The following is a 15,573-nucleotide window of genomic DNA, read 5'->3' on the forward strand; positions in this document are numbered from 1 at the left end:
TGTGTGGTGCGCCGGTCCGGCCCGGGCAGGGCCGGCGGCTTTCCGGATCCTCCACGCCGCGCACGAAACGGGGAACACGCCGTGACCAGTCGGAACAGCCGTCCGAGCCGGAACAGAGCCGACGGCGAACAGATCGACCCGCTCGGCGGGCTCCGCTCGCCCCGCGACCCGGACTGCGACGTCTTCCTGACCGGCACGGTCTTCCTCGACATCATCTTCACCGGCCTCGACTCGGCCCCCGTGCGCGGTACGGAGTCCTGGGCGCGCGGCATGGGTTCGAGCCCCGGGGGAGTCGCCAACATGGCGACCGCGCTGGCCCGGCTGGGGCTGCACACCTCGCTGGCCGCGGCCTTCGGCGACGACCACTACGGCGAGTACTGCTGGGACGCGCTGGAGCAGGGCGAGGGCATCGACCTGGCGATGTCGCGCCGGATTCCCGGCTGGCATTCGCCGGTCACCGTCTCGATGGCCTACGAGGGCGAGCGCACCATGGTCTCGCACGGCCACGAGGCGCCCCCCGGAGCCGGTTCCGACCCCATCCCGGACTGCCCGCCCCGGGCCAGGGCCGCGGTCGCCTCGCTGGCCCCGGGGCGCCGCGAGGAGTGGATCGCGGCGGCTGCCCGCCGCGGGGCCCGGGTCTTCGCGGACGTCGGCTGGGACGAGAGCGGGCGCTGGGACCTGGCCGCCCTGGCCGACCTGGAGCACTGCGAGGCCTTCCTGCCGAACGCTGCCGAGGCGGTGCGCTACACCGGTACGGACTGCCCCCGGGTGGCGGCCCGGGCGCTGGCCGAGCGGGTGCCGATCGCAGTGGTGACCATGGGCGCGCAGGGCTCGTACGCGGTGGACGGGCGGACCGGGGAGAGCGCCGAGGTCCCGGCGATCGAGGTGGAGGCCCTGGATCCCACGGGCGCCGGAGACGTGTACGTGGCGGGGTTCGTCACCGGCACCCTCGCCGGCTGGCCGCTCGCGGACCGGCTGGCCTTCGCGGGCCTGACCGCGGCCCTGTCGGTGCAGGAGTTCGGCGGCTCCCTGTCCGCGCCCGGCTGGACGGAGGTGGCCCACTGGTGGCACGGGCTGCGGGCGCGCCCGGGCGGGGTCCCCGAGGGGCTGCGGCACTACGGGTTCCTGGACGACCTGCTGCCCGCGGACGCCGCCGAGGCCGCCGCGGAAGCGCGGCGGGCCGGGGTCCGGCGGCGCGCGGTGCCCACGATCGGCTTCCGCCACTCCGCGTAGCGGCCGGGCCGTGACCTGCCACGGCGGGCGGCGGAGCGGGGAAATCCCTTCGGGCAACCGGGCGGCAAGTCGTACGCTTGGTAATCCAGAGGGTCGTCGATCGGCGAGACCCCTCGACGGGAGGTATGTGCAGGCCTCAGAGCCGGCCCATGACTCAGACACCGACAGCCCGCACCCCCGCACTGCCGGGGCAGGCACGAGCCCACTTCACCGTTCCGGCCACGCACCCGATGGTGACGGTGCTCGGATCGGGAGACGCCCTCTTGCGCGTGATCGAGCGGGCGTTCCCCGCCACGGACATCCACGTCCGCGGCAACCAGGTAAGCGCGGTCGGCGACGCGGCGGAGGTCGCCCTCGTCCAGCGCCTTTTCGACGAGATGATGCTGGTGCTCCGCACCGGACTGCCGATGACGGAGGACGCAGTGGAACGGTCGATCGCGATGCTCCGCGCCAATGGCGCGGGCCCCGAGGGCCAGGGCGGCGAGGAGACCCCGGCCGAGGTGCTGACCCAGAACATCCTCTCCAGCCGTGGCCGCACCATCCGTCCCAAGACCCTCAACCAGAAGCGGTACGTCGACGCGATCGACAAGAACACGATCGTCTTCGGCATCGGCCCCGCCGGTACCGGCAAGACCTACCTGGCGATGGCCAAGGCGGTCCAGGCCCTGCAGTCCAAGCAGGTCAGCCGGATCATCCTGACCCGCCCCGCCGTCGAGGCGGGCGAACGCCTCGGTTTCCTGCCGGGCACCCTCTTCGACAAGATCGACCCCTACCTGCGCCCGCTCTACGACGCGCTGCACGACATGATCGACCCCGACTCGATCCCGCGCCTGATGGCGGCGGGCACGATCGAGGTCGCACCGCTGGCCTACATGCGCGGTAGGACGCTCAATGAGGCTTTCGTCGTGCTCGACGAGGCGCAGAACACCACCCCCGAGCAGATGAAGATGTTCCTGACCCGGCTCGGGTTCGATTCGAAGATCGTCGTCACCGGTGACGTGACCCAGGTCGACCTCCCGGGCGGGAGCAAGAGCGGGCTGCGTCAGGTCCAGGACATCCTCGAAGGGGTCCCGGACATCCACTTCTCGCGGCTCACCTCCGAGGATGTCGTCCGGCACAAGCTCGTCGGCCGTATCGTCGACGCGTACGAGCAGTACGACAGCCACAACGGGAAGTAGCCCAGAAGCACCATGTCGATCGACGTCAACAACGAGTCCGGAACCGATGTCGACGAGCAGGCGATCCTCGACATCGCCCGCTACGCGCTCGCCCGGATGAGGATCCACCCGCTGTCCGAGCTGTCCGTCATCGTGGTCGACGAGGCCGCGATGGAGCAGTTGCACATCCAGTGGATGGACCTGCCCGGACCCACCGACGTCATGTCCTTCCCGATGGACGAGCTGCGTCCGCCGTCGAAGGACGACGAGGAGCCCCCGCAGGGGCTCCTCGGTGACATCGTGCTGTGCCCCGAGGTCGCCAAGAAGCAGGGCGAGGAAGCCCCGACGCAGCACTCCATGGACGAGGAGCTCCAGCTCCTCACCGTCCACGGGGTGCTGCACCTGCTCGGCTACGACCACGAGGAGCCCGACGAGAAGGCCGAGATGTTCGGCCTCCAGGCGGCCATCGTGGACGGCTGGCGGGGCGAGCGCGGGATGACCGGCGCCTCTCCCGCCCCCACCGTCTCGTGACCGCCCCCCAGCTGATCACCGGGGCGGTCCTGCTGGTCGTGGTGGCCTGGTTCGCGGCCTGCGCCGAGTCCGGGATCGCCCGCATGTCCAGTTTCCGCGCCGAACAGGCCGTACGGGCGGGACGGCGCGGCAGCGCCAAGCTCGCCCAGGTCGCCGGCGACCCGACCCGCTACCTCAACGTGGCGCTGCTGGTGCGGGTCACCTGCGAGATGGCGGCGGGCGTCATGGTCACTTACGTGTGCCTCGACTCCCTCGGCGACAACTGGCGGGCGCTGGGCACCGCCATCGCCGTCATGGTGCTGGTCTCCTTCGTCGCGGTGGGCGTCTCCCCCCGCACGATCGGCCGCCAGCACCCGCTGAACACCGCGACCGCGGCGGCGTACGTCCTGGTGCCGCTGGCCCGGGTGATGGGCCCCATTCCGCAGCTGCTCATCCTCATCGGCAACGCGCTGACCCCCGGGAAGGGCTTCCGCAAGGGGCCGTTCGCCTCCGAGGCCGAGCTGCGCGCGATGGTGGACCTGGCGGAGAAGGAGTCGCTGATCGAGGACGACGAGCGCCGGATGGTGCACCAGGTCTTCGAACTCGGCGACACCCTGGTGCGCGAGGTGATGGTGCCGCGCACCGACCTGATCTGCATCGAGCGGTACAAGACGATCCGTCAGGCGACCACGCTCGCGCTGCGGTCGGGGTTCTCGCGGATCCCGGTGACGGGGGAGAACGAGGACGACATCGTCGGCATCGTCTACCTCAAGGACCTGGTCCGCAAGACGCACGTCAGCCGCGAGGCCGAGTCCGGACTCGTCACCACCGCCATGCGTCCGGCGGTCTTCGTGCCCGACACGAAGAACGCGGGCGACCTGCTGCGCGAGATGCAGCAGGTGCGCAACCACGTCGCCGTCGTCATCGACGAGTACGGCGGCACGGCCGGGATCGTCACCATCGAGGACATCCTGGAGGAGATCGTCGGCGAGATCACCGACGAGTACGACCGCGAGCTGCCGCCCGTCGAGGAACTCGGCGACGACCGCTACCGGGTGACGGCCCGTCTCGACATCACCGACCTCGGCGAGCTGTTCGGGGTGGAGGACTTCGACGACGAGGACGTGGAAACGGTCGGCGGACTGCTCGCCAAGGCGCTGGGCCGGGTGCCCATCGCGGGCGCGTCCGCGCTCCAGGACCTGCCCGACGGCCGCTCGCTGCGGCTGACCGCCGAATCCCCGGCGGGCCGCCGGAACAAGATCGTCACCGTACTGGTCGAGCCGGTCCGGCCGGCGCCGGCCGCCGAGGGGGAGACCGTATGACGCCCGCCGAGCTGCGCGCCTTCTGCCTTCAATTCAACGCGGTGGCGGAGGAGTTCCCCTTCAACCCGGAGACCTCGGTCTTCAAGGTGCTGGGCAAGGTCTTCGCGCTCTCGGCGCTCGACGGGGACCCGCTGAAGGTGAATCTCAAGTGCGAACCGGAGGCCGCGGTCCGGTTGCGTGCCGAGTACGGGGCGATCGAGCCGGGCTGGCACATGAACAAGCGGCACTGGAACACGGTGACCGTGGGCGGGCTCCCGGACGCGATGGTCAAGGAGCTGATCGAGGACTCGTACGACCTGGTGGTGGCGGGGCTGCCGCGGGCGGAGCGGCTGCGGCTCGACCGGCCCTGAGGCCGGGGCGGCCTGGGATCAAGGTCACATATTTTCCCGGTCTCCGGGCGGGTGCGATTCCCCGCTTTACGTTTAGGTTTGCATCCGCCAAGCAAGATCCGTTCCTGCTGGCCGGGACCCCGTGCCGGGGGCCGGGGGTGGGCATGGAGGGGAGAGCGCCTCGGCGGGGCCGTTGTACGGCCCCGCCGAGGCGCTCCTATGCTTTCCGGCATGACGGACAGCGATCACGACACCGCCGGCGCCGCGCTCGGCCCCGAGGACACCAAGATCATCACGCTGGCGCGCAGCGCCCGGGCCCGCAACGGGGTGTCCGAGGGCGCGGCGGTGCGGGACGAGACGGGCCGCACCTACGTCGCCGGGACCGTCGAGCTGGAGTCGCTGAAGCTCAGCGCGCTGCGGACCGCCGTCGCGATGGCCGTGGCCAGCGGGGCCGGCTCGCTGGAGGCCGCCGCCGTGGTCAGCGCGGCCGACAGCGTGAGCGAGGCCGACCGCGCCGCCGTCCGCGACCTCGGCGGGCCCGCCACGCCGGTCCTGCTCGCCGCCCCCGACGGCACCCTGCGCTCCACCACCACGGCGGGCTGAGCCGGGGCCGCCCGCCCGGCGCGCGCCGGACCGGTCAGGCGGCGGCCGCGGCCGTGACCGGGCCGACCGGTTCGCGGCGGCGCCGGATGACCATCGCCATCAGCGCGGCCACCGCGCACAGCGCGCCCGACGCGTACCAGACGGGGTCGTACGAGCCGAAGGCGTCCCGGGAGAGGCCGGCCAGGAACGCCACCAGCGCCGCGCCCACCTGGTGCGAGGCCAGCACCCAGCCGAAGACGATCGCGCTGTCCTCGCCGTACCGCTCCCGGCACAACGCGATCGTCGGCGGGACGGTCGCGACCCAGTCCAGGCCGTAGAAGACGATGAAGAAGACCATCGGCGGGTGCACCGAGGGCGCCAGTAGCATCGGCAGGAAGAGCAGCGAGACCCCGCGCAGCGCGTAGTACACCGCGAGCAGGCGGCGGGGCTCGAAGCGGTCGGTGAACCAGCCGGAGGCCACCGTGCCGATCACGTCGAACACGCCGATCACCGCCAGCAGCCCTGCCGCCGCCGTCACCGGCATCCCGTGATCGTGCGCCGCGGGCACGAAGTGCGTCTTGACCAGGCCGTTGGTGGAGGCGCCGCAGATCGCGAAGGTCCCGGCGAGCAGCCAGAAGGGGCCGGTGCGGGCAGCCTTGAAGAGCACGGTGAGCGTCCGGCGGGCGGCGCCCGGCACGGGGGCCGGCTTGGGGGCGTACTCGCCGCCGTACGGGGCGAGGCCCACGTCCGCCGGGTGGTCGCGCAGCAGCAGCCAGACGAACGGTACGACGGCCAGCGCGGCCAGCGCGACGGTGACCGCCGCCGGGCGCCAGCCGTGGTGCTCCACCAGCCAGGCGAGCAGCGGCAGGAAGACCAGCTGACCCGAGGCGCCCGCCGCGGTGAGGATGCCGGTGACCAGGCCGCGCCGGGCGGCGAACCAGCGGTTGGTCACGGTCGCCGCGAAGGCCAGCGCCATCGAGCCGCTGCCCAGCCCCACCAGCACGCCCCAGAAGAGCACCAGCTGCCAGGACGCGGTCATCCACACCGTGGCCGCCGTGCCGCCGGAGATCACCAGGAGCGCGGCGACGACGACCCGGCGGATGCCGTAGCGGTCCATCAGCGCGGCGGCGAAGGGCGCGGTCAGTCCGTACAGGGCGAGGTTGACGGAGACGGCGAAGCCGATCGTGCCGCGCGACCAGTCGAACTCCTTGTGCAGCGGGTCGAGGAGCAGGCCGGGCAGGGAGGCGAAGGCGGCCGCGCCGATGATCGTCACGAACGTGACGGCGGCGACGGACCAGGCGCGGTGGACGCGCCCGACGGGGCGCGGGGCCGGAGCGGGAGAGGGGGCGTCGGGGGTGGCGCCGGGGAGCGGTGCTGTCTGGGTCACAGGGACAGCCTCCGGCGCCGGGGACCGGTGATCCAGTGGCCTGAACGACACGTGTCGCTACGATCGGGCCATGACCGATCGGGCCCGTACCTCCGCCCCGCCGCCGGCGCGGCCCCACCGTGTGGTCGTCCTCGCCCTGACCGGGCTGCTGCCCTTCGAGCTGGGCATTCCGCACCGGATCTTCGGCCGCGCCAAGGACCCGGCGGGCCGGCCGCTGTACGAGATCCTCACCTGCGCCCTCGCGCCCGGCCCGGTCCAGACCGACGCCGACTTCGCGATCGACGTCGCGCACGGGCCGGAGCTGCTGGCCACCGCCGACACGGTGGTCGTGCCCGCCTCCTACGAGCTGGGCCCGGTCTACGACGAGGGGCGCCTCACCCCCGAACTCCGCGCGGCACTCGCCCATCTGCGGCCCGGCACCCGCCTCGTCGCCATCTGCACGGGCGGGTACGTCCTGGCGGCGGCCGGATTCCTCGACGGCCGCCGCGCCACCACGCACTGGGCCTCCGCCGAGCACTTCCAGCGGCTCTTCCCCGCCGTCCTGGTCGACCCCGAGGTGCTGTACACGGACGACGGGGACGTGCTGACCTCCGCCGGGGTGGCCGCCGGGATCGACCTGTGCCTGCACATCGTGCGCTGCGACCACGGCGCGGCCGTGGCCAACGACGTGGCCCGGCGCACGGTCGTGCCGCCCCACCGGGAGGGCGGCCAGGCGCAGTTCATCGAGCGGCCGGTGCCGCGACCGCACCTCGCCAGCACGGCGGCGGCCCGCGCCTGGGTCATGGACCGGCTGCACGAGCCGGTGCGGCTGACCGAACTGGCCCGCCAAGAGGCGATGTCGGTACGGACCTTCACCCGCCGCTTCCGCGAGGAATCCGGGGTCAGCCCCGGGCAGTGGATCCTCATGCAGCGGGTGGAACGGGCCCGCCAGCTGCTGGAGCGCACGGAGATGCCGATGGAACAGGTGGCCCGGGAGGCGGGGTTCGGCCATGCCCAGTCGCTGCGCAAGCACGTACGGGCGGCGCTCGGGGTGAGCCCGACGGCGTACCGGCGGACCTTCCGCGCGACGCTGCCGGTACCTGATGGGCCATCAGATGAGGTCCGGCCGCGACCTTGACATCTGCCGCCGACCGCTCGTGAATGGCCCCCTGCCGAGGTGGACAGCGGGGGTGTCGCGGTGCGCAGAGGGACGCGGAGCAGGTACCGGGGCCGGTCGGCGGCCGTCGGCCTGGCCGTCCTCGCCGCCGCGGCGGGCGGCACGTCCGGCGCACCCGCCGCCGCCGAGGACGGGGAACCGGCCCCGGCGGGCCGGGTCGCCTTCCCCACCCGCTGCGTGCCGCCGCCACAGAGCGGGCTGCCGCCCGCCGACGGCCCCACCACCGCCGAGCTCACCGTGGACGACCCGGCGCCCCGGGTCGGCGACACCGTCACCGTCACCTACCGGGTGGCCGCGACCCCGGCCCCGAACCCGCTGACCACCGAGCTGCCCGCCGACGTACTCACCCCCACCGCCGTGATCCTGCTGGCCGGGGCGCAGCAGGGCGCGGTCACCGTGGCCGGAACCGCGCGCAACGACCCCGTCCCGGCGGGCGCCGCCCTCCCGGACGTCACCATGACCGGCACCTTCACCGTCACCGCTCCGGGCGAGACCTCCTTCGCCCCCGGCGCCTACACCCTGCACACCCGGCACCTGCTCGACCTCGACACCCGCTGCGCGCCCGCCGCGGGGGAGCCCCCGACGGTCGCCGGACGGCTCACGGCGAGCCCGCTCCCAGCCGCGCACCCGCGCGCCGGCGCCCCCGGCGGCGCGTCCGGAGCCCCGGGCGCGTACACGGCCATCGAGCCCGCCCCGCCGGCGGCCGGGGTGCGGAAGGTGACGGCGACGGTGCAGTCCGGGGCGCTGTCGATGACGCAGGCGGGCGCGTCGATCGCGCTCGGCGCGATCCCGTTCGGCGGGGGCGCGGCCCCCGGCCGGATCGGCACGGTCACCGTCACGGACCTGCGGGGTGGCCCGGCGGGCTGGACTCTGACCGGCACGGTCACCGACTTCACCGGACCGGGCGGGGTCCGGATCCCCGGGGCCGAGCTGAGCTGGACGCCGGTGTGCGTGACGACGCCCGGGAGCCGGGGCACGTGCGTCGCGGGGAGTGCCGGGGTGGTGGGGCCGGAGGGGGCGGTCCTCGCCCGGGCCCCGGCCGCGGCGGGGGGCGGGACGTTCACCGTGGACGCGACCGTCACCCTCCGGGTGCCGCCGTACACCCGGCCGGGCGGCTACACGGCCGTCCTGACCCTGACCCTGTCGTGAGAGGCGGGCGCGCCCCGGGTACGCCGCGCACCCCCGGCTCGGGGCCCCCTCGGCGGGTGCGCTCGCCCTGCTCGCCGTGGCCTGGTCGGCGCTGGGAGCCGCATCGGGGAGAATGGCCCGTATGAGCGATCGTTCCCCCGAGCCCACCGCCCCGCACCGCGCGGGCTTCGCATGCTTCGTCGGCCGTCCCAACGCGGGCAAGTCGACCCTGACCAACGCACTCGTGGGTACCAAGGTCGCGATCACCTCCAACCGGCCGCAGACCACCCGCCACACGGTCCGGGGCATCGTGCACCGCCCGGACGCGCAGCTCGTCCTGGTCGACACCCCCGGTCTGCACAAGCCGCGCACCCTGCTGGGTGAGCGGCTGAACGACGTCGTACGGGCCACCTGGTCCGAGGTAGACGTCATCGGCTTCTGCGTCCCGGCCGACCAGAAGCTCGGCCCCGGCGACAAGTTCATCGCCAAGGAACTCGCGGGGATCAAGAAGACCCCCAAGATCGCCATCGTGACGAAGACCGACCTGGTCGAGTCCAAGGCGCTCGCCGAGCAGCTGCTCGCCCTCCACCAGCTCGGCGCCGAGCTGGGCTTCGAGTGGGCCGAGATCGTCCCCGTCTCCGCGGTGGGCGACAGCCAGGTCCAGCTGCTGGCCGACCTGATCGCCCCGCTGCTCCCGGAGAGCCCGCCGCTGTACCCGGAGGGCGACCTCACCGACGAGCCCGAGATGGTCATGGTGGCCGAGCTGATCCGCGAGGCCGCGCTGGAGGGCGTGCGCGACGAGCTGCCGCACTCCATCGCCGTGGTCGTCGAGGAGATGATCCCGCGCGAGAACCGTCCGGCCGACCGCCCGCTGCTGGACATCCACGCGAACGTCTACATCGAGCGGCCGAGCCAGAAGGGCATCATCATCGGCCCGAAGGGCTCCCGCCTGAAGGAGGTCGGGATGAAGTCGCGCAAGCACATCGAGGCGCTGCTCGGCACCCCGGTCTTCCTCGACCTGCACGTGAAGGTCGCGAAGGACTGGCAGCGCGACCCGAAGCAGCTGCGCAAGCTCGGCTTCTGAGCCGGGCGCGGCCGCCGCGCTCCGGTCCGCCGGGGGCTACCGCAGCCGCCGCACCTTCACCGCGTTGTCCGTCCGGGTCCCGGGCCGGCCGTCAGGCCGGTCCTGGGCCCGTTCGTGCTCCTCGGCCAGGAGCACCTCCCAGGCGCCCTCGGGCAGCTCCAGTTCCGCCACGACCTGCTCCGGCGTCGGGAAGCGGACCTCGGGGTGCGTGTTCTCCTGCCAGTCGGCCCAGCCCGCGTGGCCCACGATCAGCAGGATGCCGCCGGGGGCGACCGAAGCGGCGGCCGTGCGCAGGATCCGCTCGCGCGGGAAGTCGCCGTAGGAGTGCAGGAAGCTCGCCGTGACGAGGTCGAACTCCCCGGCCGGGAACGACTCCGCCAGGTCGTGGCGCTGCCAGTCGATCCGGTCGCCGACGCCCGCCTCGGCGGCGTGCGCGGCGGCCCGCTCCAGGGCGACGGCGGAGATGTCCGTGGCGGTGACCCGCCAGCCCCGGCGGGCCAGCCAGACGGCGTCGCCGCCCTCGCCGCTGCCGAGGTCCAGGGCGCGGCCCGGCGTGACGCCCTCGATCTCCCGGACCAGGACCGCGTTCGCGTTCCCGGACCAGATCCGCTCGCTCTCCCGGTAGCGGGCGTCCCAGAACTCCGCGCCCGTGGCGGTCCCGGGAGCCGGGCCGTCCTGCGGCCGTGCCGGGGCGTGCGCGTGCGTCTGCTCGGGCATGGGGACCTCTTCCTGCCGTACGGGCGCCGGGCGCCCGGGGGATGACTGCCTGCCCTCCCGATGCTGCGCCCGCCCCCGCGCCCGGGCCAACGTTTGTTGCCGCTTCGGCAAAAGCGCCCCAGAGCCGCCCGGTTACGCGGCTCCTTCCGCCGCATGGGCGTGCAGTCCGCGGGCTTTCTCGGCGGCCCGCGGCGAGGAGCTGTTTTCGGCCACCGTCAGGCGCCTTCCTTGAGGACCCGCATGATCAACTGGCGCTGCGCGTCGGACAGGTGCGGGTCCCGGCACTGCACCGTCCGCCCGTCGACCGTGATCCGGTACGAGAATCCGTCCCGCACCCCGTCGCTCGACGGCCGCGGCGGTCCCGGCCGCAGCGCGAGCTGGGCCAGGGCCTGCCATTCCGCCTCGTCGGGCAGGCCCGACGTGTCGATCTCCACCCGGCGCTCGATGCCCGCGAAGCCGCCGGTCCGCACCACAAGAATCCGCATGGGACCTGTCTACCGGCTCTAGGAGGTCGGCACACCCACCTGGGACCACGCCTTCACGAGCGCCTCGTGCTCGGCGCCGCCGGACCCGAAGCGGGTGGCCGCCGCGGCCACCGACAGCCGCGCGAAGTCCGCGAAACTCGCGTCCTTGGCCAGTTCGCCGCCGGTCAGGGTGTCGTACCAGACCTGCCCGGCCCGCTCCCAGGCCTTGCCGCCGAGTTCGGTGGCGGCCAGGTAGAAGGCGTGGTTCGGGATGCCGGAGTTGATGTGGACGCCGCCGTTGTCCCCGCTCGTCTTCACGTAGCCGTCCATCGTCGCGGGCTGCGGGTCCCGGCCCAGCTCGTCGTCGTCGTAGGCGGTGCCGGGAGCCTTCATGGAGCGCAGGGCGACCCCGCTGACGTTCGGCCCGAGCAGCCCCGCGCCGATCAGCCAGTCGGCGTCCTGCGCCGTCTGGTCCAGGGAGTACTGCTTGATGAGCGAGCCGAAGACGTCCGACATCGACTCGTTGAGGGCGCCGGACTGGCCGTAGTACTCCAGGTTGGCCGTGTACTGGGTGACGCCGTGGGTCAGCTCGTGCCCGATGACGTCCACCGACACGGTGAAGTCGAGGAACAGGTCGCCGTCGCCGTCCCCGAAGACCATCTGGGTGCCGTCCCAGAAGGCGTTGTTGTAGGCCTCGCCGTAGTGGACGCTCGCGTGCAGGGGCAGGCCCGAGCCGTCGATCGAGTGGCGTCCGAACGCCTTCAGGTACAGCTCGAAGGTGGAGCCGAGCCCGGCGTAGGCGCGGTTGACGGAGGCGTCCTTGTGCAGCGGCCCGCCTTCGGCGCGGACCTTCCTGCCGGGCAGCCGGGTGTGGTGCTCGGCGTCGTAGATCGTGCGCGCCGGGGTGTCGGAGACCGGGGCGTCGAGGGCCGGGGCGATGCCGCGGACGGTGTTGAGGCGGCGCCGGGTGCGCTGGAGCGCGTCGTGTTCGAGGGTGCGCTGCGCGAGGTCGGCGCGGCGGGTGTCCTCGGAGCGGGCGATCCGGTCGAGAACGTGGGGCGGCACGATCGTGCAGAAGACGGGGTGGTGAGCGGGGTGGTGACGCGTGGCATCCATGGCGGCAATGTGGCACTGGGTCATGCCAGTGTCACTAGCTGCAACCATGATTCATTCGACTGTCTGAAACCCGCGGGAGCGAGGTTGACGGATCGCCCGGACCTCGCGCGGACAAGGGAGTCTTAACTCACAAGAGGTACAAAACGGACTGCATGGTCTTGCATACTGAAACAGGTCCCCGCGCAGCCGCGCGGCTGGGCTAAGGTGCGGCCATCATGCGTTTTGGGCTGCTTCTCCTTAGCTGCCGCGGCGAGGGCCTGTAGTCGTAGGCCGACCCCCTCCCCGCGGAGTCCGGTGTTGCGGTTTTACTGCCTGTCGGCCGTCCCAGCGAACATCACGTGGACACGCGAGGAGCCCTACGCCATGACTCAGCACACTTTTGCGGGACGACCCACCCCCCTCACCAACGCCACGCACACGCAGCGCCCCTCCGGCATGCCGATCCACAAGTACGGCGCGTACGAGCAGGTGGACATCCCCGACCGCACGTGGCCGGACGCCCGCATCACCAAGGCGCCCCGCTGGCTGTCCACCGACCTGCGCGACGGCAACCAGGCCCTGATCGACCCGATGAGCCCCGCCCGCAAGCGCGAGATGTTCGACCTGCTGGTGCGCATGGGCTTCAAGGAGATCGAGGTCGGCTTCCCCTCCTCCGGCGACACCGACTTCAACTTCGTGCGCTCCATCATCGAAGAGGGCGCGATCCCGGACGACGTGACCATCTCCGTACTGACCCAGGCCCGCGAGGACCTGATCGAGCGGACCGTCGAATCGCTGGTCGGCGCCAAGCGCGCCACCGTGCACCTGTACAACGCCACCGCGCCGACCTTCCGCCGGGTCGTCTTCCGCGGCTCCAAGGAGCAGATCAAGCAGATCGCCGTCGACGGCACCCGCCTGGTCATGGACTACGCCGACAAGATCCTGGGCGACGAGACCGTCTTCGGCTACCAGTACAGCCCTGAGATCTTCACGGACACGGAGCTGGACTTCGCCCTGGAGGTCTGCGAGGCCGTCTGCGACGTGTGGCAGCCGGGCGAGGGCCGCGAGATCATCCTGAACCTGCCCGCGACGATCGAGCGCTCCACGCCCTCGACCCACGCGGACCGCTTCGAGTGGATGGCCCGCAACCTGACCCGCCGCCCCTTCGTCTGCATCTCCGTCCACCCCCACAACGACCGCGGCACCGCCGTCGCCGCCGCCGAACTGGCCGTCATGGCCGGCGCCGACCGCGTCGAGGGCTGCCTGTTCGGGCAGGGCGAGCGCACCGGCAACGTCGACCTGGTCACGCTGGGCATGAACCTGTTCTCCCAGGGCGTGGACCCGGAACTGGATTTCTCCCAGATCGACGAGATCCGCCGCACCTCCGAGTACTGCAACCAGATGGAGGTCCACCCGCGCCACCCCTACGCGGGCGACCTGGTCTACACCTCCTTCTCCGGCTCCCACCAGGACGCCATCAAGAAGGGCTTCGACGCCATGGAGGCCGACGCGGCCGCCCGGGGCAAGACCGTCGACGACATCGAGTGGGCGGTGCCCTACCTGCCGATCGACCCGAAGGACGTCGGCCGCTCCTACGAGGCGGTCATCCGGGTCAACTCGCAGTCCGGCAAGGGCGGAATCGCGTACGTCCTGAAGAACGAGCACAAGCTGGACCTGCCGCGCCGGATGCAGATCGAGTTCTCGCGGATCATCCAGGCCAAGACCGACGCCGAGGGCGGCGAGGTCACGCCGAAGGCGATCTGGTCCATCTTCGAGGACGAGTACCTGCCCAACCGGGAGAACGCGGACGCCCGCTGGGGCCGCATCCAGCTGCGCTCCGGCCAGACGACCACCGACAAGGACGGCGTCGACAAGCTGACCGTCGAGGCGATCGTCGACGGAGTCGAGACCGTACTGGAAGGCACCGGCAACGGTCCGATCTCGGCCTTCTTCGCCGCACTGGCCGACGTCGGCATCGACGCCCGCCTGCTGGACTACACCGAGCACACGATGAGCGAGGGCGCCTCCGCCCAGGCCGCCTCGTACATCGAGTGCGCCATCGACGGCCGCGTCCTGTGGGGCATCGGCATCGACGCGAACACCACCCGCGCCTCCCTGAAGGCCGTCATCTCGGCCGTCAACAGGGCGGGACGCTGACGGCGCCGGCTCCGGCTTCCGTACACGGTCCGGCAACACCGCCGTAGATCCGGCGCCACGGCCCCGCTCCTCGTTCGCGAGGGCGGGGCCGCGGCGTACGCCGACACGCGCGTCCCGGCGCGGTCCGGCGCGGCTGCGTCAGGGTGGCCGCGTCCCTCGTACGAGGGATGGTTCGGGCGGAAAACGACGGGTATTCCGGGCGCGGTGGCGGGGGCGCACTTCGGCCAACTCGCGGACTCGACCGATGTTGTCTTGTCACACGACTGACGCATGCTCACCGATGTGGCTAACATCACGCCAACCCGGCGATGTTGCCGGACCGTTACGGAGGTGCGAACGTGCTGCCAGTTCGGGGCGGGACCGGCCGGAAGCTGTCGGCGTGGGGCATCCGTACCACCTGGAACACCGTGGGCGACGGGGACTTCTTCTGCCCGGGCTGCGGTGGTGACCGCAACTACCGTCGGCGGACGGGCCGTCGGCGGCTCACCGTGCTCGGCGTACCGCTGCTGCCGCGCGGAAGCGTCGGCCCGGTGGTCGAGTGCGCCGCCTGCCGCGACCGCTACGACACCGACGTGCTCGACCACCCCACCACCACCCGCTTCACGGCGATGCTGCGGGACGCCGTCCACACGGTCACCCTCGCGGTCCTGGCGGCGGGCGGCACGTCCTCGCGCAGCGCCCTGGAGGCCGCCGTGTCGGCCGTACGGGCCGCGGGCTTCCAGGACTGCACGGAGGAGCAGCTGGAGTCCCTCGTGGAGGCCCTGGCCACCGACGAGGGCCGCCTGGGCCTCTACGACGGCCCGGAGTGCTGCGGGGCCGCCCTGTCCATCGAGCTCCACGAGGTACTGGACCCCCTGGCCCCGCACCTGGCCGGCCCGGGCCGCGCCTCGCTGCTGCTCCAGGCCGCGCGCGTAGCCCTCGCGGACGGCCCGTACATCCCGGCCGAACGCGAGGTCCTGACCACGATCGGCGCCACCCTGCGCCTGGACGCGGACGAGGTATCGAGCCTGCTGGCGGGGGTGGGGGCGGCGGGGTCCTGGTGAGGTAGGGGGGCCCGGCTGCGCCGGGGAGCGGCTGCGCCGGGGAGCGGCTGCGCCGGGGAGCGGCTGCGCCGCTCATGGGTTTCGCTTCGTGCGTCCGGGGTCGGTGATGCTCCGGGGGCTGCCCGTCAGTTCAACTGTCTTCCCGTGCCGGGGCGTCCTGTCAAGAGCGCTCCCTGCGGTCGCGTCGCTGCGCGATGGCCTGCGGCCAC

The 15,573-nt window shown here is 72.5% G+C and carries 15 protein-coding genes; 11 read left to right on the top strand and 4 right to left on the bottom strand.

The window, feature by feature from the left end; translation table 11 throughout:
- Window positions 1-81: 81 nt before the first annotated feature.
- From ABZY31_RS17065 to ABZY31_RS17090, 6 genes are all read left to right on the top strand, one after another.
- Entirely contained in the window at window positions 82-1,233 is a 1,152-nt protein-coding gene (locus ABZY31_RS17065; RefSeq protein ID WP_356410708.1) for a PfkB family carbohydrate kinase, read from the top strand.
- Window positions 1,234-1,382: 149 nt separating this feature from the next.
- Complete coding sequence (locus tag ABZY31_RS17070) at window positions 1,383-2,411, top strand: PhoH family protein (protein WP_356410710.1); 1,029 nt, start codon at window positions 1,383-1,385, stop codon at window positions 2,409-2,411.
- Window positions 2,412-2,423: 12 nt separating this feature from the next.
- Window positions 2,424-2,921: an rRNA maturation RNase YbeY gene (ybeY, locus tag ABZY31_RS17075; RefSeq protein ID WP_356410713.1), complete on the top strand. Its 498-nt coding sequence runs from the start codon at window positions 2,424-2,426 to the stop codon at window positions 2,919-2,921.
- On the top strand, window positions 2,918-4,222 hold the full coding sequence (locus tag ABZY31_RS17080) for a hemolysin family protein (RefSeq protein ID WP_356410716.1): 1,305 nt from the start codon (window positions 2,918-2,920) through the stop codon (window positions 4,220-4,222). The genes ybeY and ABZY31_RS17080 overlap by 4 nt, the downstream gene beginning before the upstream one ends.
- A complete protein-coding gene (locus ABZY31_RS17085; RefSeq protein WP_356410719.1) occupies window positions 4,219-4,572 on the top strand; it encodes an MmcQ/YjbR family DNA-binding protein in 354 nt (117 codons plus the stop codon). Before ABZY31_RS17080 ends, ABZY31_RS17085 begins: the two co-directional genes overlap by 4 nt.
- A gap of 210 nt (window positions 4,573-4,782) precedes the next feature.
- Entirely contained in the window at window positions 4,783-5,154 is a 372-nt protein-coding gene (locus ABZY31_RS17090; RefSeq protein ID WP_356410722.1) for a cytidine deaminase, read from the top strand.
- A gap of 34 nt (window positions 5,155-5,188) precedes the next feature.
- Here the strand turns inward: ABZY31_RS17090 and ABZY31_RS17095 are convergent, their stop codons facing one another.
- The gene (locus tag ABZY31_RS17095; protein ID WP_356410725.1) at window positions 5,189-6,520 is read right to left on the bottom strand and encodes an MFS transporter; all 1,332 of its coding nucleotides are present in this window, start codon (window positions 6,518-6,520) and stop codon (window positions 5,189-5,191) included.
- A 70-nt stretch (window positions 6,521-6,590) separates the two neighbouring features.
- Between ABZY31_RS17095 and ABZY31_RS17100 the strand changes: the two genes are divergently transcribed.
- The 3 genes from ABZY31_RS17100 to era all read left to right on the top strand — a co-directional run bounded on the left by ABZY31_RS17100 (window position 6,591) and on the right by era (window position 9,888).
- On the top strand, window positions 6,591-7,637 hold the full coding sequence (locus ABZY31_RS17100; RefSeq protein WP_356410728.1) for a helix-turn-helix domain-containing protein: 1,047 nt from the start codon (window positions 6,591-6,593) through the stop codon (window positions 7,635-7,637).
- Between the two features lie 60 nt (window positions 7,638-7,697).
- A complete protein-coding gene (locus ABZY31_RS17105) occupies window positions 7,698-8,825 on the top strand; it encodes a beta-xylosidase (protein WP_356410731.1) in 1,128 nt (375 codons plus the stop codon).
- Window positions 8,826-8,946: 121 nt separating this feature from the next.
- The gene (era, locus tag ABZY31_RS17110) at window positions 8,947-9,888 is read left to right on the top strand and encodes a GTPase Era (RefSeq protein ID WP_356410734.1); all 942 of its coding nucleotides are present in this window, start codon (window positions 8,947-8,949) and stop codon (window positions 9,886-9,888) included.
- A gap of 36 nt (window positions 9,889-9,924) precedes the next feature.
- On the opposite strand, the gene ABZY31_RS17115 is transcribed toward era, so the two are convergent.
- The 3 genes from ABZY31_RS17115 to ABZY31_RS17125 all read right to left on the bottom strand — a co-directional run bounded on the left by ABZY31_RS17115 (window position 9,925) and on the right by ABZY31_RS17125 (window position 12,185).
- Window positions 9,925-10,605, bottom strand: coding sequence for a class I SAM-dependent methyltransferase (locus tag ABZY31_RS17115; RefSeq protein ID WP_356410737.1), 681 nt, complete (start codon window positions 10,603-10,605; stop codon window positions 9,925-9,927).
- 215 nt (window positions 10,606-10,820) lie between these two features.
- Window positions 10,821-11,090: a protealysin inhibitor emfourin gene (locus ABZY31_RS17120; protein WP_356410740.1), complete on the bottom strand. Its 270-nt coding sequence runs from the start codon at window positions 11,088-11,090 to the stop codon at window positions 10,821-10,823.
- An 18-nt stretch (window positions 11,091-11,108) separates the two neighbouring features.
- Window positions 11,109-12,185, bottom strand: a complete 1,077-nt coding sequence (locus ABZY31_RS17125) for a M4 family metallopeptidase (protein ID WP_356410743.1) — start codon at window positions 12,183-12,185, stop codon at window positions 11,109-11,111.
- Between the two features lie 363 nt (window positions 12,186-12,548).
- Here ABZY31_RS17125 and leuA point away from each other — a divergent pair, with 363 nt between their 5' ends.
- Window positions 12,549-14,321: a 2-isopropylmalate synthase gene (gene leuA, locus ABZY31_RS17130; protein ID WP_356410746.1), complete on the top strand. Its 1,773-nt coding sequence runs from the start codon at window positions 12,549-12,551 to the stop codon at window positions 14,319-14,321.
- Between the two features lie 338 nt (window positions 14,322-14,659).
- The gene (locus ABZY31_RS17135) at window positions 14,660-15,364 is read left to right on the top strand and encodes a TerB family tellurite resistance protein (RefSeq protein WP_356410749.1); all 705 of its coding nucleotides are present in this window, start codon (window positions 14,660-14,662) and stop codon (window positions 15,362-15,364) included.
- The last annotated feature ends 209 nt before the right edge of the window (window positions 15,365-15,573 follow it).

Source organism: Streptomyces sp. NPDC006529 (assembly GCF_040611795.1).
Taxonomy (GTDB): Bacteria; Actinomycetota; Actinomycetes; order Streptomycetales; family Streptomycetaceae; genus Streptomyces.